We start from the raw sequence: 24,341 nt of genomic DNA on the forward strand, positions 1-24,341 counted from the left end.
CGAGGGTCGCTTTTTGCCTGCCGTGTCGCCACGGCCTCGGAGACGCCCCCTCGGGAACGGTGTGATGGCCTTCGTCGTCCGGGCGGACCCCAATCCAACCGCCAGTTTTTGCCCGTTGTGCTTGCCCTCAGATACGCTGTCAGGGAGCTTAATTCCGGCGGTTGTGGCGGAGTTGTCGGATTCATCCCCGCCGTGAACGGCGAGGCTTTCTCCTCGAACTTCCGTAATCAGACTACAACGGGAGTGTACCGTGTCGGCATATTAGATTCGTATAACAGGAAGGCAATCAATCCAATCCTGAATATCGTTCGCGTACTCAGACATAAATTGGTCTGGGCCCGTGATGAGAACGTTAACTCGCAGATTGAGAACGGCAGCGTCCAACTTTCTCCGCCAGTCGAGTTGAGAGCGGGCCGATGGTCGGGATGACACAGATACGTTTATCGACCGCCAGTGGAACTGAGACACGGCCACTTGTCGACGTAGACATGTGTCTGAACGGAAGCTGGCGGACCGTCACAGCCAGCATCACCGATCGGTCCGAGATGACCTATCCTGTTCTTCTCGGACGTGGCGTACTCGAAGCATACTCGTTCGATATCGGTCAGACAGTCGAGGAATAACCACATGCAGAGAAGCCAATTCACTAATGTACATCAGAGCGATGAACCACCTCCGGAGCAAATTTTCGCTCCCAACCAGCAACTACCGCTACAGCCGCCTGTATCGACCCGTGTAGGAGACATATAGACGCCCTTCAACCATGTCTGTAACAAGACAAGTTGTTCTGGAACAGCTCGCCAGAGCAAGTGACGCAGACCAGCGAGAGACGACGACAAAGGCGGCGCTCGCAGCGACACTCAACACCGACGAAGGGACGATCGAATCCCATCTGGCTGGACTCGCAACGTGTGAACTGGTCCGAACGCATCCGGACGGTCGAGTCAGAATAACGATCACCGGTGAAGAGCTACTGGCTCTTGATGCCGATGAGCTAGTGATTGTCGACTCAGAGTAAGGGGTTTCCAGCAGATTGAGAGGTCAGTATTTATCGGCTCCCCGCATAACAGTCGATAAATGGAGGATTTGACGATTGATGTCTGATCGAAGTACAACCCAGTCCGACGACGAGAGCGACGAGGTCCAGTACGATCCAAATTCCGGCAGGTACGATATATACGAATGCTCTGACCCCGATTGTGATAATGTTGTTCTCGTAGTTGGACGCGACGACCCACCAATGTCTTGTCACGACCAACCAATGGAACGGGTTACAGAGTTGGATATGAGTGTGAAACCTCCAGACGTGAGACAGGTGCTCCTCCAAGCATTCGGTCTTCCGAAGGCTGGACTGGACATCTGTCTATGCGTTATCGGCGAGGGTCCTCTCTCGGCGAACAAAGTCGCCGAGCAGCTCGGGTATGACCGAAGTACAGTCACGCGGTATCTCAACAAACTCGTCGAACTAGGATTGCTCAAACGATCTGAGCTCAACCGAGAGGGAGGTGGCGTCGTTAAGGTGTATCACTCGGTTGACCTCGAACGAATGCGCCGCGAGACGCTCATCGGGTTCTACGTCTGGGCCGGGGAGGCAGCCTCCCTAATCGAAGACGCGAACCTAACGAAACAAGACTACCTCGAAGAGAACCCCGATCGGGAGCTGCCGGACGTCTTCTGGGAGTCATTCCCAGATGAGTAACTGTTCGAAGGGCACATCCCGGAACGTCTACATCGAATCGCGGAGAGCAGCGAGGACTTCGCTACAGCCTCTGCAGGGGTCGTATGTTGACCGATATAACCAGCGGCCCAGTAGTCACGTTGAGTTCCGAGGCCAAGACACAGCCCAATCCTCAGCAGGCTTGACGAGCGGTCACGCATCAGGCCCCTATCGCTTGAACCTCACTCTGGTATTGGACACTTCCGACTAATGGCCCGACGTCGAACGGTGCTGACAGCTAGTACTGGAATCCTGCTGTGGCTCGCGGGCTGTGGAGATCGCGGGTCCGATCCGACTCCAACGACCGAGCCGAACCCGGCGTCAGCTACCAACAGTCCCTCTGGTCCGTACTGGTACACCCATCCCCAGCCGACTGGCAATCGGTTCATCTCCGGGGCCGCGGATCTCCGGAACACCGAGCCTGTTCAGTTCGCTGTCGACGGTCGGCCAGTCTGGCTGGTCGCCCATCCGGCGCCACAGGGGAGTTACTGGACTGTCGTCACGGCAGAGGGTACCGCTACTCGATGGCAGGTCTACGACGGGGCAGTCTCTAATAAAACGCGTCTGCCACAACAGGTACCCGGACGCCCGCCAGTAGTAGCAGACGGCAACACCGGTTCAAAGCTTCTCGGCCATCCGTCGATCATGGGCCGGAACGCAGGCCAGATGGTGACCTCTGGGGAAGGGATGTCTCGCCGCCTGTTCGTGGCAGCGAACGGTGATTTCGTCGTCGACGGCGACGACCGCTCTCGTCTCCCTATCGATGCACCGCCCGATGTCCGACCGGCATCACTCGGAGACGGTACGTACGTCGTCTACGGTGACGTGACGGACCGTTACGGACACGGCGCGCTCGGTGACACACTGGAACCGTCGTCCCTCGTCGTGGTCGATCCGACGAATCCGGAGGTGGTCGCTCGAACAGTACTCGATGCACCCCTTGTCTTCGAAGGGTTGCAACCACTCGTCGCAGATCTTAACGACGATGGCAAACCGGAGATTGTCACTACGATTGCTGATTCCGAGAACGGGGCACGCATCGCAGTCTACTCACCGGCCGGTGAGCGCATCGCGACCGGTCCCGTATACGGCCCAGGCTGGCGCCACCAGCTCGCAGTCGCACCGTTCGGTCCCAAGGATGCCACAGAACTCGCCGCCGTTCTGAAACCGCACGTCACCCACACGCTGGAGTATTACCAGCTCGAAGACGGTGAGCTGAGCGTTCGAGCCACCGTTGATGGGGTTTCGTCCCACACGTACGGGTCCCGCAACCTCGACGGGGCTGTCGCAGCCGATTTCGATGACGATGGTACTGTGGAACTCCTCGTCCCGACGACCGACCGTCGCCGGCTCGTTGCCGTTTCCCGCATATCTAGCGACGCGCGGATCCAGTGGGAATGGGAGTTAGGTGGTCAGCTAACGAGTAATCTTACTGGCGTTGGTCTCGAAGACGGTGGTGTCGCAGTAGGTGCCGCCACTGCCGAGGACGTATTCGTCTGGTCAGCCTAATCAACGCGATCCGGGACAATCACTAGCGTCGAACGATTGCCTCTCGGATCCTTGGTCTCTCAGCCGCGTTTCTCCCGAACCGAGATTGACCACTATCGCCAGTCCCCCGTACTCGTGTGTCTGATCGTGTCCACGGACGACGACACAGGTTACCTCCTCGGGAATCTCGATCGTCTCGGACCGCGTAAATGGCTGCTGAGAGTGCGCGTGCAGAAGTTCGCGCCGACCGAGACGCGTCCCGTCTAATCGTTCGACCTGCCACCAGTTTGCGTATCCTTCCTCACCGTCGTCATCGTGATGCAGAGTCACGTCGAACGTGTACGTCCCGTTCTGCGCCTCAAAAGAGACGTCGACGACGTTAGCCTCTCGTAAGTCAAGGTCGTCAGTTCCGGCGCTATCGGCGGTCTCTGCATCAGAAGTACTGTCGGTTCCTAAGCCGTCGCTTGTAGATGTGTCCGAGGTATCGCGCGTCCCCGTCGTTGCCTCGTCAGTCGTGTCCTGACCATCCTCTCCAGGACGTGACTCTTGTCCACTGTCTGCACAGCCAGCCAGTGCGGCGAGCGTAAGCACGCTCCCCTGGCTCAGAAGACGACGTCGAGTGAGATACCGCGTTGTGTTCATGAATCAAGCATTCGCAGGGAGGGCAAATAACGCCACTCGTTACCCGCTTACAACATCCAGTTCCAATAGCTCTTCGTCATACACGATTACGAGCAGCCCAACTTCGAAAGTGGGAGAATACGGGAAATCCTCACCGTGTGCCGTCGACGACTTTCGCCGCGGTCAGTACAGGGTCCCAGGTCGTGTTGAACGGTGGCGCGTAAGCGAGGTCGTAATTAGAGAGTTCATCGACGGTCGTCCCCTCGCTCACTGCTCCGACCAGTGCGTGACTCCGGTGGACCGCACCTTCGCCGTACTCGGAGACGAGACTGCCGCCTAAGACGCGGCCGGAGGGACCGTCGACGGTGAGCGTCACCTGCACGGTTCCGCCTTCGGGGTAGTACCCGGCGCGAGACTTAGCTCTGATCGTTTCCGTTATCGGTTCGAAGCCAGCTTTCTGGGCCGTGTCGTGGTCGAGAATTCCGGTTCGGGCTGCCTCCACCTCGAACGCCTTGACCGCGGCCGTACCGGCGACACCGCCTCCTTTGGTCGGCTTGCCTGCAACGGTCTGGCCGATGGCCCGTCCGTGTCTATTCGCCGTCAGAGCGAGCGGAATGTACATCGGGTCGCCGGTGACGACGTGCTCGGCCTCTGCACAGTCGCCTGCTGCATACACGTCGGGGACGTTCGTCTCCCGGTAGGCGTCAGTCGCGATTGCGCCCGTCTCGCCGAGTTCGATCCCTGCATCCTCGGCAAGGTTCGTCCGAGGTCGGACGCCAGTCCCCACGAGGATCATCTCGACCGGGACGCGGTCATCCTTGGTGACGATTGCCTCGACCGCGTCACTCCCAGCGAGTTCACGCACTTCGGTGTTCAGATAGACTGCAACATCCTGCTCCTCGAGGTGATCGAGGACGGTTTCGCTGGTAGCCGTGCTGAACTGCTTGAGGATTCGGTCGCCCCGCTGGAAGAGATGGACCTCGAAGTCGTTGGCAGCCAGCGCTTCGGCCATTTCGACACCGATGTATCCGCCGCCGACGATCCCGACCGGCCCGTTGCACGTTTCCAGAAACTGGCAGGCGGGGCCGCGGTCGGGCTGCTGTAGGTCCCCAGTCGAGCGGGCCCGCCCGACGTATTCGCGGAGTTCCTTCCCGTCAGACATCGATCCGAGCGTGTAGACACCAGTCCGGTCAAGGCCGTCAATCGGTGGTGTAACCGCCTCCGAACCCGTCGCCACGAGCAAGTGGTCGTACTCTTGGACGACCTCTCTCTCATCGCTCCGGGCCGTGACAGTCCGGTTCGAGGGGTTGATGTCGACGACCTCGTGGCCCGTCCGGAGATCGATGTCCCGTTCCTGCCGGAATTCCTCCGGTGTGACCGAGACGAGATCCTCCAGAGATTGGATTTCTCCTTTGATGTAGTACGGTAGTCCGCAGGCACCGTAGGACACCCATTCGCCCTGCTCGAAGACGACGACGTCGAGTTCGGGGTCGTCGCGCTTCGCTTTACTAGCTGCAGACATCCCAGCGGCGTCTCCGCCAACAACGACTAAAGTGGACATAGAGACTGCAACAGACAGCTGGTTTATAAACGCGGCTCGTGTGTGTGACTCGATTTCAGCGTCGGAAGCGTCCGTGCAACCGGATCGAACCGCCGGGGGAGCTTCTTTGTCGTCGACGTTGTCAAAATAGATATGGCCGACTTTGACGTCCTCGTGATCGGTGGCGGAACAGGCAACAACGTGGCTGCAGCGGCAGCCGACGCCGGACTAGAGACGGCACTCGTCGAACCGGGTCCACTCGGTGGGACATGTCTCAACCGAGGATGCAACCCCTCGAAAATGCTCATTCAAGCTGCCAACGCGGTGAACCACGTTCGTGCCGCCGAGCAGTTCCACGTCGACGCCACCCTCAACGGCATCGACCACGCCGCAGTCGTGGACGAGATGGACGACTTGCTCGGGGGAATCGCGGAAGACATGGAGGCGCGCTACCGCGAGAAGGAGAATCTCACGCTGTTCAAAGAACGCACGGAGTTCGTCGAAGAGCGGACAGTTCGTCTTGAGGGTGAAGCTGTCACGGCCGAGAAAGTGGTCGTCGCTGCAGGGAGCCGTCCGGTCGTACCACCGATCGACGGCCTTGATGATGTGGACTACCTCACGAGTCAGGATGCCCTGTACCTCCGAGAGACGCCCGAGAGCCTCGTTATTCTCGGGGGAGGGTACATTGCCGTCGAACTGGGTTACTTTTTCGACGCGATGGGGACCGACGTGACCGTCGTCGAGATGATGGACTCGCTGGTTCATCGTGAGGATGGCGATGTCGCCGAGGTGTTTACCGATATCGCGGCCGACCGCCACGACGTCTACACCGGCCATCGGGTGACGGCCGTCGAAGAAGCGAGTGGAGGATACGCTGTCCATGCCGAGACCGAGACCGGCGATGAGACGGCTGTCGAGGGCAGTAAGGTGCTTGTCGCACTAGGACGCCGCCCCAACAGTGATACGCTCAACCTCGAGACTGCAGGCATCGATGTCGACGATCGAGGCTTCATCGAGACTGACGAGTACCTGCAGACCACCGCCAAGAACGTCTGGGCACAGGGCGACATCGCGGGCAACGCCCTGTTCAAACACTCCGGCGACTACGAAACCCGCCACGCGGTCGCGAACGTCGTTCATGGAGAGTCACAGGCTATCGATCTCTCGGCTATGCCCCACACGATCTTCACCGAACCACAGATCGCCGGCGTCGGGGCGACCGAGGATGAGCTCATGGACGAGGACACTAAGTACGTCGTCGGACGGGCCGATTACGCCGACTCGGCGATGGGCCGGGCGAAGAAGCTCGATCACGGGTTCGTGAAGGTTCTCGCTGCCCCCGATGGCGAGATCCTGGGCGCCCACGCCATCGGCTACGAAGCTTCCACGCTGTTGCACGAGGCCGTTCTCGCGATGCGTACTGGCGCGACCGTCGACGACGTCGCCGGGACGATTCACGCCCACCCAACGCTGAGCAAGGTGGTTGAGGCGGCCTTCCGCGACGTGTCAAGCTAACCGATACGAGTATTTGGGTGCCTACAACCCTGCTCTTTCGCGAACCACATCCTGACGTGACTGGAACATCCCCGAATCTCGGGTGTACGCCGCATCTGTCCCGACGCGGTGAGGGTCGCGTCGTCTGACGGATGCAGTGCCAAGGGTCACTTATCTGCTCATCGTCGTGGCTGAGTCTCGATGGCTGGCCGTCATGCGGGAGTAGCTGATATTCGATGAAAGTCGACTATCGAAGTTTGCAAACGAATCGCCTGAGTTCAGGAGGACGCCCTCGCTGCGGATGACCTGGTGGTTAAAATCAGCTCACCAAAACCATCCTCATTTCCGGAATGAGTGTGTCGTAGGATGGTCTCAGGGAGTGAAACTCGTGTCCAACAACAACTACGCCCTGCGAGCTGTAGCTTCGGCCGACGACTGCTCGAATTCGCGGAACCCGAAACGATTCCGCTGTTCGAACACCGTGAATCGAATGTTTCCTGAACTACGACGTGTTCTCCCCAACTTCGAGGTGGCGGGCCACGAGGACTCAGCGCAGGGAGTGGTAGCTCGCGCCAAGGACTAATCCGAACACGAGGTGCGTGAGCAGGCCCATTAGTCCGAGGTTCGGCAGCGGCGGCGGGTTGGGAAAGCCGACGGCCGACAGCCCCAGTGGCATAATAACGCCGGCAGCAACGACCCAGAGGATTACGCCGTACGCGAGGCCGAGACCGACGACGCCGCCCAGCGACTCCGCGGCAGCTGCCAGCCGAGGTTGCGTCAACGCTGCGACGAAGACGACGCCGAACACCGCGCTGAGCGACATATGGACGACCCAGCCAGCGAGTCCACCGGACAGGCCGACGAGCGCCGGAATCGCGTTCTCGATAACAGGCGGCATCAGCAGCGAAAACAGCACGCCCATCACGAGTCCGCCGATCAATCCCGCTTCCACGCCGTGTTGCCACGACGGACTGTCTCGTACAGCTCCAGTCCGTTCGAGGCCCTGCGTTTCCTGTTGTGCTTCTTGTGCCATTGTAATGGTACTAACGTGTTCGACTGGCATAAGGTACGCAGATAGTTCAGAAAACCCGTTTTGGCCTATTTCGGGTTACCAGTCCAGTCTTGTCAGCATACTACTAGTTGTGCCTCGTTACCCCACCTGTCACGGACGTCGAAACATGACCCTTCCTCACGGTAGGTTCAACATCCAGTGGTAGACCGTGCCAAAAGCGTCGTCAGTCTTTACCGAATCAGAGATGTGCCTTCAACCTCAGGATTCCGCTCGCGATTCGAGAAATTCTCGTGCCCGCTGGTTGCCCAGGGTTCGAAGTTCGTCGAGAAACGCGGGATCTCGATCGACCTTCGTCGAGCAGTGGAATCGTTTGCCCATCTGGATGCGGTGAATACTCGTCTGCTGAAACTTATCAGCGGGAAGCGTCCCGTCGTCGACCCACCCGTTAATGCGTTCGAGGAATCCGAGCTCTTGGTTGAGAGAGATGTTTCCCGACAGTTCGTTGCGCCGGTCGGCAATGACATCCAGTGTCTCGGGCTCGCCCTCAAACTCCTGGGAATTGATCTGGATGATCCACAGTTCCTCGGGTTTCCGCTCGGGCGGGAGCCACATCAAATCCCTCACTGGTGGATTCTGTGAAAACAGTCCGTCCCAGTGGAGATGCCCGTGAATCTCGACGGCTTCGAAGAGGTTCGGAACGGCCGCCGACGCGAGTACGGCGTCGACGGTCACCTCTTCGTTAGTGAACGTTTCGAATACGCCAGCGTTGATATCGACAGTCCCGACGACGAGTTCCGGTACCTGTTTGTCACAGAGGTCCGGGATCTCGTCGAAGTCGATGTATCGTTCGAGCACCTCGCTAATGCGCTGTTTCCCGACCTCCGGTCCGAGCACTTGGTATGGACTGATCGAGGGGAGCGGGACGCCGGCACTCTCCATACGAGAGAGAGTCGTTACTAGTGAGTTCATCCAGCGGTCCTGTACTCCGTCGGCTGCCAAATCCGTCCATAGTCCGTCGAGGATCGCTCGGGCCTGTTCGACGTCCCCGGTCACGAGGCCGTACCACGTTCCGAGAGCGTTGAACGCCCCACCGGACGTGCCACTGATACCGACGAGTTCGTAGTCGTCACCCCACTCCTCGAGAAGCGTCCGGAGCACACCAGCAGTGAATGCAGTATGGCTGCCGCCGCCCTGACAGGCGATGGCGACGCGAGTTGAGGCATCCGTGGCAGAGTCACGCCCCTCCGTTTCCGCTGCTTCGTCGTCCTCACTCATAGGTCGTCGTGTAGCCGCCGTCCCAGAGCAAGTCGCCACCGTTGAGATGCTTGCCGTGACTGGAGAACCCAAAAACAAAGAGGTTCGCCACTTCGGAGGGAGTCATCATTTCCTTTGTTCGGGCTTGTCCAAGCATCACGTCCTCGACCACCTCTTGCTTGGAGATGCCACGCTCTTCGGCAGTGTCCTCGATCTGATCCACCATCAGCGGCGTGAGGACGTATCCGACACTCACCGAGAACCCCCGAAGCGTCCCTTCGCCCTCAGCGGCGATCGACCGTGTGAGTCCGTGAAGACCGTGCTTGGCGGTTATGTAGGCAGGCTTGTCCTGTGTGGCATAGTGACCGTGGACTGAGGACATATTGCCGATAGCACCGACTCCATCGTCGGTCTCCCGAATGTGGGGCATCGCGAATTTGGCGGTCAAGAACGGTGCCCGCAGCATGATATCCAAGAGCAGGTCATACTTTTCCATCGGGAACTGGGGAATCGACGCGATGTGTTGCATTCCGGCGATGTTCGCCACATACCGCAGATCTCCGTGATCGGCTGCTGTATCAATCATCGCCTCGACGTCTCCATCGTCGGTGAGATCGGTTTGAATGGGGTGTATCGTGCCCGACGCATCGAGATCGTCGGCGAGGTTGACCGTCTCCTCGAGACCATCTTCGTCGATATCTCCGCCGATGACTGAGAGCCCGTTGGCTGCGAGTGCGACCGTCGTGGTCTGACCGATCCCGGAGGCGGCACCCGTGACGACCGCGACGGTATCTGGACCGAAACGAGAGTCATCGAGCACGAGGAGGTCGTCAGACGTCACCTCTGGTTCGGAGAGGTCGAACGTATTGGTAGACATGCTCACACAGTAGTACGTCGACAGCACGTAAAGAGGTATGTCGAGCGTGCAACGCAGGAACAACGTAGGTCAGCTGCCCTCGAGTCACCCGGCTGTTCGCCTCTACGCGAGCAATTCGCTTGCGAGTACGATCGCGCCGACGATGGCAAAGACGGCGCCCAGCGCCGGCTCCATAATCTCGCTGGGAACGTATTTCCCAACTCGAGTGCCGATAGTCCCGCCGATGAGGACTCCAGGAATCGACCACGCGACGACGTACCAGACGGGCGTGGCGGCCAGCGCATGGACAGCCGCGCCGGCGACCGCAGCCACCGCGAGCACGAACACGCTCGTCGCGATTGCCACTCTGGGTGGTAAGCGACACCGGACAATTAGCTGGGTGGTCGTGATCTCCGGGAGACCAGCGCTGATCAATCCTGTGATGAACCCACCGACGGTTGCCAGGCCGAGACCGGGTGGGCGCCAGCAAGTATCGTAGGTGTATATTTCACCATCGGTCGTCTCGATGGTCGTCGTTCCGCGTCCAGTGTTCTTCCGTTTCAGGAATTCACCTTCGCACTCGCCTGGGACGCAGTTCTCGGGCGGGTCGTAGTAGACGAGGAACGCGCCCAACAGGAGGAGTCCGGCGCCGAACGCAATCGTGAGGAGCGCCGTCGGGACGATGTGGGCGGCAAATGCCCCGACTACGACGGCCGGGACCGCGCCGAGCAGGAGCCACTTCGCCGTGGCGTAATCAACGGTACGCTGCCGGACGTAGTTCACCAATCCGTTGCCCATCCCGAACACCTCCGTCAGGAGCCCGGCACCGATCGCCTGCGAGGGAGATAGCCCGACGAGTAACATGAAGAACGGACTGAAGAACAGCGCCCCGGAGACGCCCGAGGCGAGCGCGACTAGCGAGAAGAGTATCGAAGCCGGGAACACCCACCAGTGGGCGAGGAACTGGTCAACTGGAAACCCCGCTGGCACGGGGAACGATTGTAATGAGACCGTCCCGAGGTCGATACCAGTTCCTATTCCGAGCATTGGCAGGGCGAACACTCCCGACAGTCCGACGGATCCACCGAGTACGAGAAGCTGTGCCCGGGTCATACTCGAAAACTCCAGCGGGAGAATAGCTCGTCTGGACACGCGGTCGGCCTGCGCCACTGACGATTCAGACCCGAGAGAGTCGGCCCAGTAGCAGTTCCATCAGTATTTGCCATCATCTCCATCTAATCGAAAAGTTCCGAGACGGTCTTCTCGTCAGGGGTCCACCCGACGAACTCGCCGCCTTCGAACGGGAGATCGACGGAGGCGATGTAGTTACACAGCCCCACGTAGAAATCCACGAGCAGACCGAGGGCAACGATCTCACCAGACGAGTAGTGCCGGGTCAGGGCGTCGTGAATCTGGTCGGTGACGGTCCCTGACTCGACGGCTCGAGCATACTGGAGTAGGACGAACTCGGCATCGTCGAACACAGAGAGGTCTCCCCCGCCAATGGCCTGCATCTCCTCGATCGTGACCTCCTTGTCGCGGGCGATGTCGACGTGCTGGTGCCACTCGTAGCGAGCCCCACGGGCACGGGCCACGGTCAGAATGACCAGCTCCTTGCGTCGCTGTCCGAGCTGATCGTACAGAACGTTCAGGTACTCCAGCGTCGCCTCAAGGACCTCCGGGTTGTGCGCCCACGCCCTGAAGATATGGCGGTCGCCGAGGTACTCGTCGGTGAACAGGTGGTGGTACTCCTCCGGGATGTCGTCTAACTCGAGTAACGGAAGTCGGGACATGTGTATCTGTGTCTTATGGTTAGTGGATTGATGTGTGTTGTGAGGATGCTCTCATCGGAACACGACCCAGTGTCGCTTACGCGACGATGCCGGCACCGAGGAAGGCGCCGAGAACGACGCCGTAGATGACGTGAACGGTTCCAAACATCATCATCATGCTCTTATCGGGTTCCATCCCGATGATCATCCGCATCCAGAACATCATCCCTCCGATCATGAGGACGATGCCGTAGACGAGGCCGAGACCGACGGCAACAGCGATGGAACCGAGGCTAAGCCCGATCAGCGGAACCGCGACCGCGAACACTGCACCAGCGACGATGCCGTAGACGAGGTGTAACGCCATCCCCGGCATCGCGTAGTCCTCGGGTTCGCCGCCAGCGAACTTCGCGACGAGCGCCGCCGTCGGCGGCGGCCCGCCATCTCCCATCACCATCATCGCGATGGTCATAACGATCGTTGCAACCACGCCGCCAGCGAGACCGGCAATAACTGATGCCATGAGTTCAGTTCTATCAGACGCAAGAGGACTACTAAACCACGATGCGAGCGTTGAAGAGAGACGCACACCCGCGAAACCATCTGAAACTGTCGGTACGGAATATCTGATAGAGTCATATAGAGAGACGGAATGAAGCTGGGAATATGTGTAACCGAGGGCTGATCTGCCTGCACTCGCGTGGCCGGTCAGTGTCGGTGTTTCGGTCAGGGTTGATTATTACGCTGGGTGCGAATGGATGAACATGACTGGAGAGGATACAGATCCCGTTCTCTATCCAAATAGACGGAACCCACCCACCTCAGCGGAAGGGGTGTCTCGTCGAAACTTACTCGCTGGGAGCGCAACTGCCGGGGTCGTAGCGACGGCGGGATGCGTCGGTGGAGATGGCGGCAGCGAACCCGCCGAACAGCCGACGGTGTTCGTTTTCAACACTGGCGACGGCACGGTGAGTCTGATCGATCCCGAGAGTGACGAACTCGTCGAGACACGAGCTATCGACCTCTCGTCGTCGTTTCCCTCGAATCAGTACACGCCGGGCCTGACTGACGACTTGGACGACTCGCTGTGGCTTAATGTCGGTCGCGGGGTTCGGGGCCTCGCAGTCGGGTCGCTTTCAGAGACGGCAGCAGTCGAGACGGGATCCGGCGCGAACTGGCTCGAACAGACGCCCGACGGGAGCTACGTCATCGTCAGCGCCAGAGAGCCCAGTCACAGACAGTTCCGGCTCGACGCCGATTCGGACTCGGAAACATTCGGTGAGGTGACCGCAGAGATCGATCGGACCCCGGAGGGCGGGCGTGATGACAGAGGCGGCCCCGGCCCGTGTGACGTCACGATACACCCTGATGGTGAATATGCGTACGTTCCGGATCTCTTCGGAGACACACTGACCGTCCTATCGGTCGAGCCGTTCGAAATCGTTACTCAGGTGGATGTAGAACCAGTCGAGGACGAACCTGCTCGCCCCTGGATGGGAACCGTTGCACCGGACGGGCAAACCCTGCTCGTCGAGCACAACGAGGCCAACGGGGGTAGCGAAAGTATCTGGACGCTCAACGATCCAGCCGAACCAAGCGAGACAGCGAGACTGACGGCCGAAGACGGACTCGGACGACGTCCACTGACCAGTGAGATTGGTCCGGGCTCCGAGACCGGATACGTGTTCACTCCAGGCTCGAACGACGTGACTGTCGTTGACCTCACGGACGGAACCGTGACAACACGACTCGACCTTGGTGGAGCAGCATTCGTCGGGACGTGGGACCCCCCACGGACGAAGCTCTACGTACCTGTTCAGACCGCCGACGAGGTGGCAGTGATCGATCACGAGCGCAGGAAAGTAATCGAGCGGATCAGCGTCGGGCCGAGTCCATACGGGGCAACATCGGCCCAGGTCCGGCCACAGAGCGATCTGTCCGCTTCAATGGCTCTCGCAATGGCTCGACTCGGCATTTCGGGCGAGCAGCCTGAGACGACCTACTGTATCGGGAACTGCGCGTGCGGCCATCGATTGTGAGGGCACCTACGATTCTCGAATGCGTCGGGCGACGCGAAACTTTTGACATTTGACTGAGACACCACATATATGGCATCAGATTCCACAGAGCAACACGAGTACGAAGTCCTCGTAGTCGGCGGCGGCCCCGCTGGGATGACAGCAGCCCTGTACAGCACGCGACTCGGGCATGATACGGCCGTCGTCAACCGTGGTGGTGGGCGGGCAGCGATGATGCAGGAGGTCCACAATCTCCTCGGCGTGAAAGAGGAGACGAGTGGCGCGGAGTTTCTCGGCATCGGGCAAGAACAGCTCGAAGCGTACGGGTGCAAGATCCACCGCGACATGGTCACAACCTGTTCGCGGACCGACTCGGATAGAATCCGACTATCCGGTAATAGCTCGGAGTATGAAGCCGATCGTGTCGTTCTCGCGACCGGGTTCAACGACGTTCGGCCGGAGCCGCCGCTCCCCAGGACCGGGCGTGGTCTCCACTATTGTCTACACTGTGACGCCCACATGTTCGTCGACGAGTCGGTATACGTGATGGGACACGCCGAGAGCGCCGCCCACGTCGCAGCTATCATGCTGAATTTCACCGACGAGGTCGACCTGCTCACTCGCGGTAACGACCCCGAGTGGAGTGAGGAAACTGCCGAGATGCTTGAAAACCATCCGATTGAAGTCATCCACGACGACGTCTCGGGCGTCCAGAACGGCGAGGACGGCTGGCTGAAAGCCCTTGAATTCGAGGATGGAAGCAATCGTGAATACAAAGGCGGGTTCGCCATGTACGGCGCCGAGTACAACAACGGGCTCGCCAGGGAGCTCGGGTGTGAGCTCAACGACGACGGCACGATTGAGGTGGACGACCACGGACGAACGTCGGTCGACGACGTCTACGCCGTCGGCGACTGTACGCCGGGCCACAATCAGATACCAGTCGCGCTCGGGCAGGGCGCAAAAGCCGGAATCGACGTCCATTTCCAGCTCCGAGACTTCCCACGGGATCCCGAGCTCCTCAAAGAGCAGGGACCGGTGCGTTCCGAAGAAGTCCCGGGGATTCCCGACGAACTACTCGAGCAAGCTGTTGATTTCCACACGTACGGAAAATGAAAGCGTTCCGGCGGTGCAGAGCGGTTAGACTGGTTCTTCGGATTCGTCGATAGCACACTCGTCGTCCCGGCAGTTCGTCGCCTTCCGCAACGCGCCAAGGTCGGGCTGTTCGTCAGGACTACGAGCAGACCATGCAAACTGGATGATACGATCGGCATCGACGACGAACGTAGCTCGGCGTGGAACGTCGCGATGGTTCTCGAATTCTTCCGTTAGTACTCCGTATGCCTGGCTCACCTGTCCATCAGTATCCGATAGAAGCGGGAACTGGATGTTGTGCTTGTCTGCGTATTCGCGATGGGTGTAGGCACTATCTGACCCCAGACCGAGGACAACGACATCATCCAAGAGTGTGAGCCAGTCGGCGTCGCGTAAGGAACACCACTGGTCGGTACACGCTGGGTGAAAATCGAAGGGATAGAAGACCAGAACCACCGCCCAGCCTCGATCCGTGTACTCGGAAAGTCCGTGCGTTTCGATCGTCCCAGCGGCCGCTCCGGGAAGCGTGAAATCCGGTGCTTCCTGTCCTATACGAATCATGAGAACTAGTAACGCAACCACGGACTTCAAGAAACGGGGGGTGTGCAACGGCGTCACACAGAAGCGAACGGCGACCTATTGTTCGAGTCGGACCCAGTCGTCATCTCCAAACAGCGGTTCGTAATCGATATCGAGTCGGACGTACACGGTTCGGGGGATACTGATGTCCGCGAGATAGAGCTTCCCTGTAGGGGCATCGAGCCCAGTTTTCGGAAGGGCGAGGGTGACCGTGCGAGCTGGCGAAACTGCCTCGTCTAACGACTCGCCGGTCGTGGCATCGATACCGGACGGAACGTCGAGTGAGACCGTCGGTCCAGATAGGTCATTCATCCGGTCGATGTACGCATCCGCCGGTGGCCGGACATTACCAGTGAGTCCGTAGCCAATCAGCGCGTCAACGATAGCCGTCTGTTCGTCGGCGTCGGCAAGTGGTTCAACACTAGAGGTGACCGAGACGTTCATTTCGTCGAGAATGTGGCACTGGTGAGCCGCCGCGCCACTCAATTCCTCAGACGGTCTCTCCAAGACCACTCGAACGGGGATATCTCGATTGGCAAGATGTCGTGCACAGGTGAGGCCGCCACCGCCGTTCCCACCATTTCCAGCGACAACTACCACGTCGCTCTCCCGAACGTCGCGTACGTGCCACGCGAGTATACGACCCGCGTTCTCCATCATCTGGAGTAACTGTAATCCGACATCCTCGACGGCGATACGGTCGACGTCTCGCATCTCGTCGGCGGTCACTGCCGTGACGGACCGTCCCGTCGACGTGCGGAACGAATTTCGAGACATGCCTCAGTCATGGTGGAGCAGAGACAAATACCTCGCCAGTGGCGTCCGAAGCGGCCGAAACGCGTCCTGCCTCCAATGCGGCTGTTCACAGGTGTTATTGATTGGCCTACCCTCCTTGGTGTATGCACATTCAGGACGTCCTCCCCCGGGACGCGATTCCAAGTGTCGACGATCCTACCTTCGGCACGGAATACATCGGAGACGATGACGACGATGTAATCGTCGTCGAAACCACGCCTGCGCGGGCGTATCCGGTACGGATTCTCAGCTATCACGAGATTGTCAACGATATGCTCGGAGATAGCGACCGCATAGAATCAGGGAGGTGCTCACCCGGTGACTCTACCGACGAGTCGCGCCCGGTCGCGGTCACATGGTGTCCAATCTGTGCCAGTGCGGTCGTTTACGACCGACGGGTCGACGATCGCGTGTTGACGTTTGGAACCTCCGGAAAACTTGCTGACGACGCGCTGGTGATGTACGATCGCGAAACCGAATCGGAGTGGAAACAGCCGCTCGGAAAGGCGATCAAGGGGCCGCTCGACGGGCACGAACTTTCCGTTGTGCCCGCGTCTGTCATATCGTGGGAGCAATTTCGCTCGGACTACCCCGACGGAATCGTCCTCCAGCCGATTCATGGCGGTGACGGAGATCCGCGAGGAGAATCACCGCAAACGGTGTACAAGATGACTCCGTACGAGCGATACGACGCAGCGGAAGGGTTCGGTCTCAGAGAAATGCGTGGTGAAGGGAGGGAACGGTCGTGGGAACACGAGGACATCGACGCCAAGACGGTGGTGTTAGGTATCACACACAGAGGAGATGCCGTCGGGTATCCAGTCGAGCAGGTCCAGAACGTGGGTGGTGTCGTCTCAGATACAGTGGGCGGTCTCGACGTGCTCATCGTCAGCTCCAGGGATGATATTCACGGGTTCGAAGATCCCGGCTACAAGTTCGAATTTCGGGAGGGAATGCTGTACGGCGACGGGGCTAAATGGGATACTACAACGGGCCGAAGTGACGACGGTCGTACGCTGGCACGAGTACCAAGTCGACGGCTCTACGCCTTCGCCTGGCAGGATGACCACGGCCCGAAGAGCTTCTACGGACTCACGTGAGAAGCGGCCGACAGAGAGACTATCGAGTGCAAGCGTCAGTCATTCCCCAGTGCTGTTGGGGAACGAGATTGCAGACCCGGCCAATGCTTATGCGCTTTTTCGCCTGACTACTGAACGGGGCGTCCTGTCACACGCTCCCTCCCCCTTGGATGATGAGCGACGATTCACGCCTCGGCGTGTGCCCGAACTGTGGTCACGATATCCGGCCAATAGACGAGTCTGGCACATACGAACGGTTGAACAACCCAATCAGTGTGTTCGCCGAATACATCTCATACATAAAAGTAACCACCCCAGGATAGCGGAGCTATCTGTCCAGCGTTCTACTGAGCGGGTGTGGAAGAGAGCTGAACACCAGCGTAGATGATTATTACTCACGAGGACGGATACTAGATGTATGAACGAAGTCGATTTTCTGGTCATCGGATCCGGCTCCGGTTTGGATGTCGCGAACGCCGCAGCCAACCGCGGACAATCCGTTGCAGTCGTAGAGAAAGGACCGCTCGGCGGGACGTGTCTCAACCGTGGATGCATACCGTCCAAGATGCTGCTCTACCATGCAGACGTATTCGAGACGATAGAGAGTGCCGGCTCCTTCCACATCGACGCAGAGATTACCGATGTGGACTTCGCGGAGATGGTTCGCGAGGTCAACAAGGACGTGAGTGGCGACGCCGATTCTATCCGGGAAGGACTCCGTTCCTCCTCGCAACACGATCTCTACGAAGGTGAGGGCCGATTCGTGGACGAACGAACGGTCGAAATCGTCAGCGGTGTGGATGAAGGAGCCCGAATTCGAGCCGAGACAGTGCTGATCGCTGCCGGGACGCGGCCGGCAATCCCCGATATCGACGGGATCGACGACGTGGACTACCTCACCAGTACCGAAGCGCTGCAGTTGGAAACCCCACCGGACCACCTCGTGATCATCGGGGGCGGGTACATCGCTGCCGAACTCGGTCACTTCTTCGGCACGTTTGGGAGCGATGTGACGATCATCGGGCGGCGACCGAATCTCCTTCCGGAGGCCGACGAAGAGGTTTCCGAGGCCTTCACCGACCGATACGCCGATCGGTTCACCGTTCACACTGGCTATGCGGCGACGACTGCCTCGGAGAGCGGCGGTACCGTAACCGTCGAAGCCCACCCCTACGAGTATGGAGACGACGGCGGGATGCGTGAAGACGAGTCGGTTACCGTGACGGGGGATACGCTACTCGTAGCCGCTGGCCGCACTCCGAACTCCGATATCCTCGATCTCGATACGACAGCAGTCCAAACAGACGAGCGAGGCTTCATCGAGACCGACGAGTATCTCCAGACGACCGCCGAAGGCGTCTGGGCGCTTGGGGACATCGTCGGCGAGTATCTTCTGAAGCACAGTGCTAACCACGAAGCCCAGGCCGTCGCGCGAAACCTCTTCGGCGACGACCTCCAGCCGGTCGACTACACTGCGATGCCCTTCGCTGTGTTCGCGTCACCAGAAGTCGCAGGGGTAGGTGCACACGAATCTGAACTTCAGGAAGCCGGCACGGAATATGCGACGCGGACCTATCGGTACGACCAGACAGCACGTGGAAGTGCAATGAAAGCCGACGGCTTCGTCAAGGTCATCATCGACTTGGAAGGAGAGATTCTGGGCTGTCATATCATCGGTCCCGAAGCCGCCGATCTCATTCAGGAGGTCGTCGTCGCGATGAAAGCCGGGTCGGGGACAGTCACGGATATTCGCGAATCCGTTCATATTCACCCTGCACTCTCAGAGGTAGTTCAGCGAGCGTTCTCGGGGCAGTTCTCCCGAGGCGGCCACTCGCACTGATCCTGAAGGGAACCTTTACATCGATCAGTGAGTGGAAGCTCAGTCACACCTGTGTGCTTCAGCTGCACAGTTGCTGAAGACATAACCAGTAGTCGCTCCTCGGTGCGGTTGGAATGTTAGTAGTCCATGCGGCGTTTCCGATCGCTGTGGAACATCACGATAGAGCGACTGAATTAATCCGAGAACTAGCCGAGCATTCACGGGAGGAGGAAGGAATCATCGAGTACCGAGTTGCGACCGACGTAGACGACGAGAATCTCTTCCGGTTTTTCGAACAGTACGAGGACGAAGCAGCATTTGAAGCACACGCTGAATCCGACCACTTCGAACGGTTCGAGGCTGAACTACCGAAGTTACTTGCAGGAGAGCCAGAGGTAACCCGCTTCGAAGTCGACTCGGCAACAGACGTCGAACTCTGACCCGAAACACGCTCGAAGAGGTCCACAGACCCCCGGCGTTCAGTTCCAACTGACCACGTGTGGGTCCCGTCAGTCGCCACGGGATACATAAATCACATTCGCAAGCGTATCATCGTTGCACGGCCGCAGACGGATTATATCCTCAGGGACTGTACCAGCTGATGCAATGACAAAAGCAGCAGTTGTGATTCTCGCTGGGACGGAAGGACATGCGAACTTGGGTCGTATCGTTAACGCTCTCGAAACGGCGAAGGAGTTCGCAGAGACCGACGGAGACGAGCTAGAGCTCATCTTCGATGGAGCTGGAACTCAGTGGATCCCCGAACTCGAAGATCCGGACAGTGACCAGCACGAACTCTACCAGGCCGTCAAGGATGATGCGTCCGCGTGTGATTACTGCTCCGGGGCGTTCGGTGTCGATGATGCAGTGAACGATTCCGGCGTAGTTCGACTCGATGACCACGACGGCCACCCCAGCATCCGTTCGCTTGTCGACGACGGCTACGAAGTCATCACCTTCTAAGATTCCGCTAGCCGTTCATGAATTAGCGGCTTCACGCATGAGGTGTTCGATCAGTTGCAGGCCGAATCGGAGACAAAGCGGACGAGGCGGGGATTCGCGTTGAGTACGTTAACGCAGCGTATACTTCGCAGACGTGCCACGCCTTGTGGTCGTTTCGGTCGACGGAACGAACAGGCTGAACTTGTATGCCCACACAACAATTGTCAGTATCATAATTCCACACAGATATCAACGCGGCAGCGAATATCGCCAGTCGCGTCAACCCGTAGAAGAGAGCATCAGTCGGGAATCCGGCCGCGATGACTCGCCACAGGATGGGAGCGCATGTGTCAGTATCATACTCCACCGTGAGACGAGCGAGAAATTTTCGCAGATGACGTATGCGGTCTACTCGGACTGAAACCTGCTAGAATGGATTCTCCTTGTAGGGGAAGCCTCGCCGTTTACCGCGGAAGAGATGTCACTTGAAATTTCGTTGACCGTGACAATCCTATCCGATCTCTACAGGACAGCCGGCAACTTCGCCGCCGCGCATCCCGTCTGCCAACCAGTAAATCGAGAGGAGGAGTGCCCCGAACGCGAGTATTGAGAATTCTAACCCATCTAGTGGCAACACCGTGAGCAGACCAGTCGCCCCGAACAGCGATAACACACCGGCGAGGATGGCAGAGCCACAGGCAGCACAGCCAGCGCCAAGCGTCCCGAGGAAGACGCCAGCGATGCTGCCAGAGCCCTCACGAAGACCGAGACGATGCTCACGAATGTGGTAGGTCAACATCGCCGCGTTGATACCGAATAGGCCAGCTGTGAGAAGGAGGAACCCTGACGTAACCGGTGTGAACGCGCTTCCGACGACAGGGTAGAGACCGACGAGGACAGCGATTCGTGCCTCCAGCGGAAGACCACCACCGACGACGACGTCTTGGACGAATTGGATATTCTGTGAGAGGACGAAAACCGACAGACCAAGCAGGCTGCCGACGAAAGCGAGGGCTGCGTACACTGGAAGGGAAACGACGAGTCTAGCCGTTCTGAAGATGAGTTGCCAGTCGCTGGTGTCGGTCGGTAGTTGAACACCGCGTCTTGAGCTCATAATCCGAGTGAGTTCTTGAATACGCCGTAGCTCTGGCTGCCAGACACGCGTGAGCGGTATTCGGCGTCCCGGAACAGGAAGAACGTCGGCGTACTGCTGACATCCGCGTCTTCCCGGACCGTGCTATCCGACTGGATGGCCGCCTCGTACTTACCTTGCTTTGCCTCGTCAACGACGGCAGCGGCGTCGGCACTGGTTTCTCCTTCAAGGTATGTCTGGGACTTCGAGAAAACGTTGTTCGTCGAGAAACTTTCCTGGTTCTCATAGAAGTGCGACTTGAGTGACCAGAAGGCCGTCGCGTCGTGAGCGTAGGTCGCTTCCAAGATCTGTGTCGCGGGCATCGCCCATTGTTGGACGTGCGGAAACGTTCGATAGACGAACGAGAGGCGTCCGGGGTCGATAAGTTTCGACCGAAGTTCCGGAAACGTTCCTGTTTCGAAGCTCTGACAAGCGTGGCAAGATGGGTCCTCGAAGGCAATAATCGTCGCCTCTCCCTCCCCAATGTCGGGCCCGAGCGTCGGTTCGTCGGCCACCCCTTTTGCGGCGATATGAGCGAGTGGTGTCTCCGGGGATTGATCAGCAGTGTTCTGGTTCTTAGTGGTGGAACTCTGCCTATCGTTCGTAGCCCCGTTCTGGTTGCTACCGAGGCAACCGGCGAGGAGGGGTGTCGTAGACAATGCGGTGAGAAAGCGTCGTCGGGTACCAGCTTTTTCACCCATCATTGGCTGGATGGGTCTCTATAGCCAGATATTCGTAACACGGCGAAGGGTAGTTCAGAATCGGTATTTATTCTACTGTAGTTTCGCGTCAGCCACGCATAATTGGGCAATATTTATGTATAATTATTTTATTCTTCAATTAGAGTTTATAAAGATAGAAAAGAGAGTATTGAGGCTAATATCTCATAATTCGAAGGGAATTAATCAGAGTGTGTGAGTGAGGCACACGACCGGTCAACTGTTAATCCTCTATCAGCCGTTCTATCCGTTAATGGAATTCACCCGACGCCAGTTCGTCGCAGTAGCCGGGCTCAGTGCATTCGCTGGCTGTACCAGCGACCCAGACCGTAATTCGGAGAGAGATCCGGCCACGACAGCGGGGTCAAGTGATATCGGATCAACATCAGTTGCTGACGGAGCCGTCCCGACTGCCGATGAGACGCTGAAATTGCCGATGGAACCCAGTGATCTCGAATCACTCGCAGTTTCGGGCGGCCCACCCAAAGACGGGATTCCATCCATCGACGACCCCTCGTTCGTCGGGCCAGATGGTGTCGATTTCCTCGACCCCGGCGATCCCGTATTCGGCGTTGCACTGAACGGTGATGTGAAGGCATACCCACAGAAAATCCTCGTTCAACACGAGATCGTCAATGACCGTCTCGGTGACCGCTCCGTGGCAGTGACGTACTGCCCGCTGACGGGGACTGTCCAGGGGTTCGAGCGCGGGCAGACGACCTTTGGTGTCTCTGGCCGCCTGATCAACAACAATCTCGTCATGTACGATCGGGCAACAGAGACCTGGTGGCCACAGATTCTCGCCACGTCGATACCTGGGCCGTGGAACTCGGCCCCCGGAACCAGATCGTTACGGGAGTTCAGACTCGTATGGACAACCTGGGAACAGTGGCGGGGGCTTTATCCTAATACCCAGGTCCTTTCGACGGAGACGGGCTTCGCAAACAACTACGGCAGAGACCCGTACGGCTCATACAACCCGCGTAGTGGATACTATACCAGTGAGAACACGCTCTTCGAAACGCTCGAGGAAGACGACCGGTTCAGCCGGAAGCGCGTCTTCATGGGTGCCCGGACTGCTGACGGGGCCGTCGCGTTCGACAAATCTACGCTCCTCGAAAAGCGGATCCTGACGGGCGAACTGAGCGAGACACCGATTGTCGCAGTCGCCGACCAACGTCTGAATACCGGGTACGTCTATCTGAACCCTGACGAACGGACAGTCACGACCGACGGTAACAGGGTGTTAGTTGGGGATTCCTCGTACGAACCGAACGCTTTGCCGCTCACGGGAATCCACACCTTTGATGCGATGTGGTTCGCCTGGCACGGATACTATCCAGAGACCAATGTCTACGCGTAACAACGCCCCTTTCGGGTGGCTCGGAACTGCCGTCTCCCGAACGATCGCAGCCACGGCAGCGGTATTCCGTCGCCCTGATGCGACGCTCGTCGTCGTCGGAACGGCAGTTGGATATCTCTTGATCTACCTCTACGCACTTGGGCATCTGGCACCGGGTATCGGCGGGTTTGACGTAACCGTCGTCTCTGGCGCTCTGGGAAAGTTCTTCCAGCCGCAGCTCGGCCCATTTTCGTTCACTCCCGTTGCTCGCGTATCAGTCGGCCCGGTGACCTACTTGTTTTCGCTCAACACGGTCTTAGGTCTGGGTATCGCTGGATTGGTCGGTTTGAACCTCGGACTCACGTATCTTGCCTGGCGCCAGCCCGCAGCCTGCGGAATCGGGTCCTCGTCGTCAGGATTCCTCGCAAGCATTCCGGCGGTTCTGTCGGGAACCGCCTGCTGTGGACCTGTTATCCTCATCGTCCTCGGAATCCAAGCATCGGGCATTATCGTGACAGCGTTCCAGTTTCTGTTGCCGATTGCCGTCGTGCTATTGCTCGGGAGCCTCGTCCTTGTCGGTCGACAGATCGATCCAGCGAGACTCTGAGTGGAGTTTTTCCGTCATTGAGGGGATAATCAGGGTCTCATCTACAGATTAGAATACGGTCTGGAGAGAATGTCCACTATTGGATGAGCAGCGTGTTCCGAGCCGAGTAATCGTGGAACTTGCTCTGCACCTCCAGCCACTGCTGGAACTGCTCGCTGGCCTAGGCCTCATCGGTCAGTCCGGCGAGGTCCTCGACCCACGCATCAAGCCGGTCGCGCATATCGTCGGCTCGCGTGTCCGAGTCGTCGAAGGAGTGCGTAGTTTGCTGGCTAGACGTCTCTGCGTCAGAAAGGTCGGTTTGGATCGTCGCCATTGGTCTGTACCGGGACGCACTCTCGGGCGCGCCCCCGCACCTCCCACGGGGGGCAGAAAATCGTCGGTTGGGAGCTACTCGTTGTTCCGTGCCTTCGCGGCCGCCCAGCCCAAATGGAAGTACGCGAGTGCTTGATTCGACTCGAAG

Annotated in this window: 25 protein-coding genes and 1 pseudogene; 14 read left to right on the forward strand and 12 right to left on the reverse strand. The window is 58.7% G+C overall.

Features of this window, described 5'->3' with window-relative positions; translation table 11 throughout:
- The first annotated feature begins 416 nt into the window (after positions 1-416).
- The 4 genes from EGH23_RS27430 (at position 417) to EGH23_RS24705 (ending at position 3,226) form a co-directional block, all read left to right on the forward strand.
- Positions 417-623, forward strand: a complete 207-nt coding sequence (locus EGH23_RS27430; RefSeq protein ID WP_425433278.1) for a putative ATP-dependent zinc protease — start codon at positions 417-419, stop codon at positions 621-623.
- 140 nt (positions 624-763) lie between these two features.
- Complete coding sequence (locus EGH23_RS24695) at positions 764-1,018, forward strand: hypothetical protein (RefSeq protein WP_220582649.1); 255 nt, start codon at positions 764-766, stop codon at positions 1,016-1,018.
- Between the two features lie 78 nt (positions 1,019-1,096).
- Positions 1,097-1,699, forward strand: a complete 603-nt coding sequence (locus EGH23_RS24700) for a helix-turn-helix domain-containing protein (protein WP_220582650.1) — start codon at positions 1,097-1,099, stop codon at positions 1,697-1,699.
- A gap of 843 nt (positions 1,700-2,542) precedes the next feature.
- Positions 2,543-3,226 (forward strand): hypothetical protein, encoded by a 684-nt coding sequence (locus tag EGH23_RS24705; protein ID WP_220582651.1) that lies wholly within the window; start codon positions 2,543-2,545, stop codon positions 3,224-3,226.
- Positions 3,227-3,977: 751 nt separating this feature from the next.
- On the opposite strand, the gene EGH23_RS24710 is transcribed toward EGH23_RS24705, so the two are convergent.
- A complete protein-coding gene (locus EGH23_RS24710; RefSeq protein WP_220582652.1) occupies positions 3,978-5,387 on the reverse strand; it encodes an FAD-dependent oxidoreductase in 1,410 nt (469 codons plus the stop codon).
- A gap of 132 nt (positions 5,388-5,519) precedes the next feature.
- Here EGH23_RS24710 and EGH23_RS24715 point away from each other — a divergent pair, with 132 nt between their 5' ends.
- Positions 5,520-6,881, forward strand: a complete 1,362-nt coding sequence (locus tag EGH23_RS24715; RefSeq protein ID WP_220582653.1) for a dihydrolipoyl dehydrogenase family protein — start codon at positions 5,520-5,522, stop codon at positions 6,879-6,881.
- A 526-nt stretch (positions 6,882-7,407) separates the two neighbouring features.
- Here the strand turns inward: EGH23_RS24715 and EGH23_RS24720 are convergent.
- The 6 genes from EGH23_RS24720 to EGH23_RS24745 form a co-directional block, all read right to left on the reverse strand.
- On the reverse strand, positions 7,408-7,893 hold the full coding sequence (locus tag EGH23_RS24720; RefSeq protein WP_236045073.1) for a DUF1440 domain-containing protein: 486 nt from the start codon (positions 7,891-7,893) through the stop codon (positions 7,408-7,410).
- A gap of 237 nt (positions 7,894-8,130) precedes the next feature.
- Positions 8,131-9,147 carry a patatin-like phospholipase family protein gene (locus EGH23_RS24725; protein WP_220582654.1) on the reverse strand — a complete coding sequence of 339 codons (1,017 nt, stop codon included), beginning with the start codon at positions 9,145-9,147 and terminating at the stop codon, positions 8,131-8,133.
- Positions 9,140-10,003 carry an SDR family oxidoreductase gene (locus tag EGH23_RS24730; RefSeq protein ID WP_220582667.1) on the reverse strand — a complete coding sequence of 288 codons (864 nt, stop codon included), beginning with the start codon at positions 10,001-10,003 and terminating at the stop codon, positions 9,140-9,142. Before EGH23_RS24730 ends, EGH23_RS24725 begins: the two co-directional genes overlap by 8 nt.
- 102 nt (positions 10,004-10,105) lie before the next feature.
- A complete protein-coding gene (locus EGH23_RS24735; RefSeq protein WP_220582668.1) occupies positions 10,106-11,029 on the reverse strand; it encodes a sulfite exporter TauE/SafE family protein in 924 nt (307 codons plus the stop codon).
- A 188-nt stretch (positions 11,030-11,217) separates the two neighbouring features.
- On the reverse strand, positions 11,218-11,775 hold the full coding sequence (locus tag EGH23_RS24740; RefSeq protein ID WP_220582655.1) for a carboxymuconolactone decarboxylase family protein: 558 nt from the start codon (positions 11,773-11,775) through the stop codon (positions 11,218-11,220).
- A 76-nt stretch (positions 11,776-11,851) separates the two neighbouring features.
- Entirely contained in the window at positions 11,852-12,277 is a 426-nt protein-coding gene (locus EGH23_RS24745; protein ID WP_220582656.1) for a hypothetical protein, read from the reverse strand.
- 445 nt (positions 12,278-12,722) lie between these two features.
- Between EGH23_RS24745 and EGH23_RS24750 the strand changes: the two genes are divergently transcribed.
- On the forward strand, positions 12,723-13,793 hold the full coding sequence (locus EGH23_RS24750) for a YncE family protein (protein ID WP_220582657.1): 1,071 nt from the start codon (positions 12,723-12,725) through the stop codon (positions 13,791-13,793).
- A 69-nt stretch (positions 13,794-13,862) separates the two neighbouring features.
- Entirely contained in the window at positions 13,863-14,888 is a 1,026-nt protein-coding gene (locus tag EGH23_RS24755) for an NAD(P)/FAD-dependent oxidoreductase (RefSeq protein WP_220582658.1), read from the forward strand.
- Positions 14,889-14,912: 24 nt separating this feature from the next.
- Here the strand turns inward: EGH23_RS24755 and EGH23_RS24760 are convergent, their stop codons facing one another.
- Together EGH23_RS24760 and EGH23_RS24765 are read right to left on the reverse strand one after the other, a co-directional pair.
- Positions 14,913-15,449: a redoxin domain-containing protein gene (locus EGH23_RS24760; RefSeq protein ID WP_220582659.1), complete on the reverse strand. Its 537-nt coding sequence runs from the start codon at positions 15,447-15,449 to the stop codon at positions 14,913-14,915.
- 54 nt (positions 15,450-15,503) lie between these two features.
- Complete coding sequence (locus EGH23_RS24765) at positions 15,504-16,223, reverse strand: NAD(P)H-hydrate epimerase (protein ID WP_236045075.1); 720 nt, start codon at positions 16,221-16,223, stop codon at positions 15,504-15,506.
- 122 nt (positions 16,224-16,345) lie between these two features.
- Between EGH23_RS24765 and EGH23_RS24770 the strand changes: the two genes are divergently transcribed.
- From EGH23_RS24770 to EGH23_RS24790, 5 genes are all read left to right on the forward strand, one after another.
- On the forward strand, positions 16,346-17,341 hold the full coding sequence (locus tag EGH23_RS24770; protein ID WP_220582660.1) for a DUF3179 domain-containing (seleno)protein: 996 nt from the start codon (positions 16,346-16,348) through the stop codon (positions 17,339-17,341).
- 397 nt (positions 17,342-17,738) lie between these two features.
- Positions 17,739-19,160 (forward strand): dihydrolipoyl dehydrogenase, encoded by a 1,422-nt coding sequence (locus EGH23_RS24775; protein ID WP_220582661.1) that lies wholly within the window; start codon positions 17,739-17,741, stop codon positions 19,158-19,160.
- A gap of 113 nt (positions 19,161-19,273) precedes the next feature.
- Complete coding sequence (locus tag EGH23_RS24780) at positions 19,274-19,579, forward strand: putative quinol monooxygenase (protein WP_220582662.1); 306 nt, start codon at positions 19,274-19,276, stop codon at positions 19,577-19,579.
- A 166-nt stretch (positions 19,580-19,745) separates the two neighbouring features.
- Entirely contained in the window at positions 19,746-20,102 is a 357-nt protein-coding gene (locus EGH23_RS24785; protein WP_220582663.1) for a hypothetical protein, read from the forward strand.
- A 92-nt stretch (positions 20,103-20,194) separates the two neighbouring features.
- Positions 20,195-20,281: a hypothetical protein gene (locus tag EGH23_RS24790; protein WP_328767079.1), complete on the forward strand. Its 87-nt coding sequence runs from the start codon at positions 20,195-20,197 to the stop codon at positions 20,279-20,281.
- A gap of 311 nt (positions 20,282-20,592) precedes the next feature.
- Here the strand turns inward: EGH23_RS24790 and EGH23_RS24795 are convergent, their stop codons facing one another.
- Together EGH23_RS24795 and EGH23_RS24800 are read right to left on the reverse strand one after the other, a co-directional pair.
- The gene (locus tag EGH23_RS24795) at positions 20,593-21,195 is read right to left on the reverse strand and encodes a hypothetical protein (protein WP_220582664.1); all 603 of its coding nucleotides are present in this window, start codon (positions 21,193-21,195) and stop codon (positions 20,593-20,595) included.
- Positions 21,192-21,917, reverse strand: coding sequence for a DsbA family protein (locus EGH23_RS24800; protein WP_220582665.1), 726 nt, complete (start codon positions 21,915-21,917; stop codon positions 21,192-21,194). The genes EGH23_RS24795 and EGH23_RS24800 overlap by 4 nt, the downstream gene beginning before the upstream one ends.
- Positions 21,918-22,185: 268 nt before the next feature.
- Here EGH23_RS24800 and EGH23_RS24805 point away from each other — a divergent pair, with 268 nt between their 5' ends.
- Both EGH23_RS24805 and EGH23_RS24810 read left to right on the forward strand, forming a co-directional pair.
- On the forward strand, positions 22,186-23,295 hold the full coding sequence (locus EGH23_RS24805; protein ID WP_220582666.1) for a DUF3179 domain-containing protein: 1,110 nt from the start codon (positions 22,186-22,188) through the stop codon (positions 23,293-23,295).
- Positions 23,282-23,881 carry a hypothetical protein gene (locus EGH23_RS24810; RefSeq protein ID WP_236045076.1) on the forward strand — a complete coding sequence of 200 codons (600 nt, stop codon included), beginning with the start codon at positions 23,282-23,284 and terminating at the stop codon, positions 23,879-23,881. The genes EGH23_RS24805 and EGH23_RS24810 overlap by 14 nt, the downstream gene beginning before the upstream one ends.
- Positions 23,882-23,960: 79 nt before the next feature.
- Here the strand turns inward: EGH23_RS24810 and EGH23_RS24815 are convergent.
- Positions 23,961-24,194 (reverse strand): annotated as a pseudogene (locus EGH23_RS24815) (DUF955 domain-containing protein); the annotation flags it as partial.
- Positions 24,195-24,341: the final 147 nt, after the last annotated feature.

The organism is Haloarcula nitratireducens, from assembly GCF_019599505.1.

Excerpts from the sequence above, each read along its gene's own strand:
- EGH23_RS24755 (WP_220582658.1), top strand. The coding sequence starts at position 13,863 with ATGGCATCAGATTCCACAGAGCAACACGAGTACGAAGTCCTCGTAGTC.
- EGH23_RS24745 (WP_220582656.1), bottom strand. The coding sequence starts at position 12,277 with ATGGCATCAGTTATTGCCGGTCTCGCTGGCGGCGTGGTTGCAACGATC.
- EGH23_RS24795 (WP_220582664.1), bottom strand. The coding sequence starts at position 21,195 with ATGAGCTCAAGACGCGGTGTTCAACTACCGACCGACACCAGCGACTGG.
- EGH23_RS24765 (WP_236045075.1), bottom strand. The coding sequence starts at position 16,223 with ATGTCTCGAAATTCGTTCCGCACGTCGACGGGACGGTCCGTCACGGCA.
- EGH23_RS24740 (WP_220582655.1), bottom strand. The coding sequence starts at position 11,775 with ATGTCCCGACTTCCGTTACTCGAGTTAGACGACATCCCGGAGGAGTAC.
- EGH23_RS24775 (WP_220582661.1), top strand. The coding sequence starts at position 17,739 with ATGAACGAAGTCGATTTTCTGGTCATCGGATCCGGCTCCGGTTTGGAT.
- EGH23_RS24700 (WP_220582650.1), top strand. The coding sequence starts at position 1,097 with ATGTCTGATCGAAGTACAACCCAGTCCGACGACGAGAGCGACGAGGTC.
- EGH23_RS24715 (WP_220582653.1), top strand. The coding sequence starts at position 5,520 with ATGGCCGACTTTGACGTCCTCGTGATCGGTGGCGGAACAGGCAACAAC.
- EGH23_RS24800 (WP_220582665.1), bottom strand. The coding sequence starts at position 21,917 with ATGATGGGTGAAAAAGCTGGTACCCGACGACGCTTTCTCACCGCATTG.
- EGH23_RS24805 (WP_220582666.1), top strand. The coding sequence starts at position 22,186 with ATGGAATTCACCCGACGCCAGTTCGTCGCAGTAGCCGGGCTCAGTGCA.
- EGH23_RS24785 (WP_220582663.1), top strand. The coding sequence starts at position 19,746 with ATGACAAAAGCAGCAGTTGTGATTCTCGCTGGGACGGAAGGACATGCG.
- EGH23_RS24720 (WP_236045073.1), bottom strand. The coding sequence starts at position 7,893 with ATGGCACAAGAAGCACAACAGGAAACGCAGGGCCTCGAACGGACTGGA.
- EGH23_RS24710 (WP_220582652.1), bottom strand. The coding sequence starts at position 5,387 with ATGTCCACTTTAGTCGTTGTTGGCGGAGACGCCGCTGGGATGTCTGCA.
- EGH23_RS24770 (WP_220582660.1), top strand. The coding sequence starts at position 16,346 with ATGCACATTCAGGACGTCCTCCCCCGGGACGCGATTCCAAGTGTCGAC.
- EGH23_RS24735 (WP_220582668.1), bottom strand. The coding sequence starts at position 11,029 with ATGCTCGGAATAGGAACTGGTATCGACCTCGGGACGGTCTCATTACAA.
- EGH23_RS24810 (WP_236045076.1), top strand. The coding sequence starts at position 23,282 with ATGTCTACGCGTAACAACGCCCCTTTCGGGTGGCTCGGAACTGCCGTC.
- EGH23_RS24725 (WP_220582654.1), bottom strand. The coding sequence starts at position 9,147 with ATGAGTGAGGACGACGAAGCAGCGGAAACGGAGGGGCGTGACTCTGCC.
- EGH23_RS24730 (WP_220582667.1), bottom strand. The coding sequence starts at position 10,003 with ATGTCTACCAATACGTTCGACCTCTCCGAACCAGAGGTGACGTCTGAC.
- EGH23_RS27430 (WP_425433278.1), top strand. The coding sequence starts at position 417 with ATGGTCGGGATGACACAGATACGTTTATCGACCGCCAGTGGAACTGAG.
- EGH23_RS24780 (WP_220582662.1), top strand. The coding sequence starts at position 19,274 with ATGTTAGTAGTCCATGCGGCGTTTCCGATCGCTGTGGAACATCACGAT.
- EGH23_RS24695 (WP_220582649.1), top strand. The coding sequence starts at position 764 with ATGTCTGTAACAAGACAAGTTGTTCTGGAACAGCTCGCCAGAGCAAGT.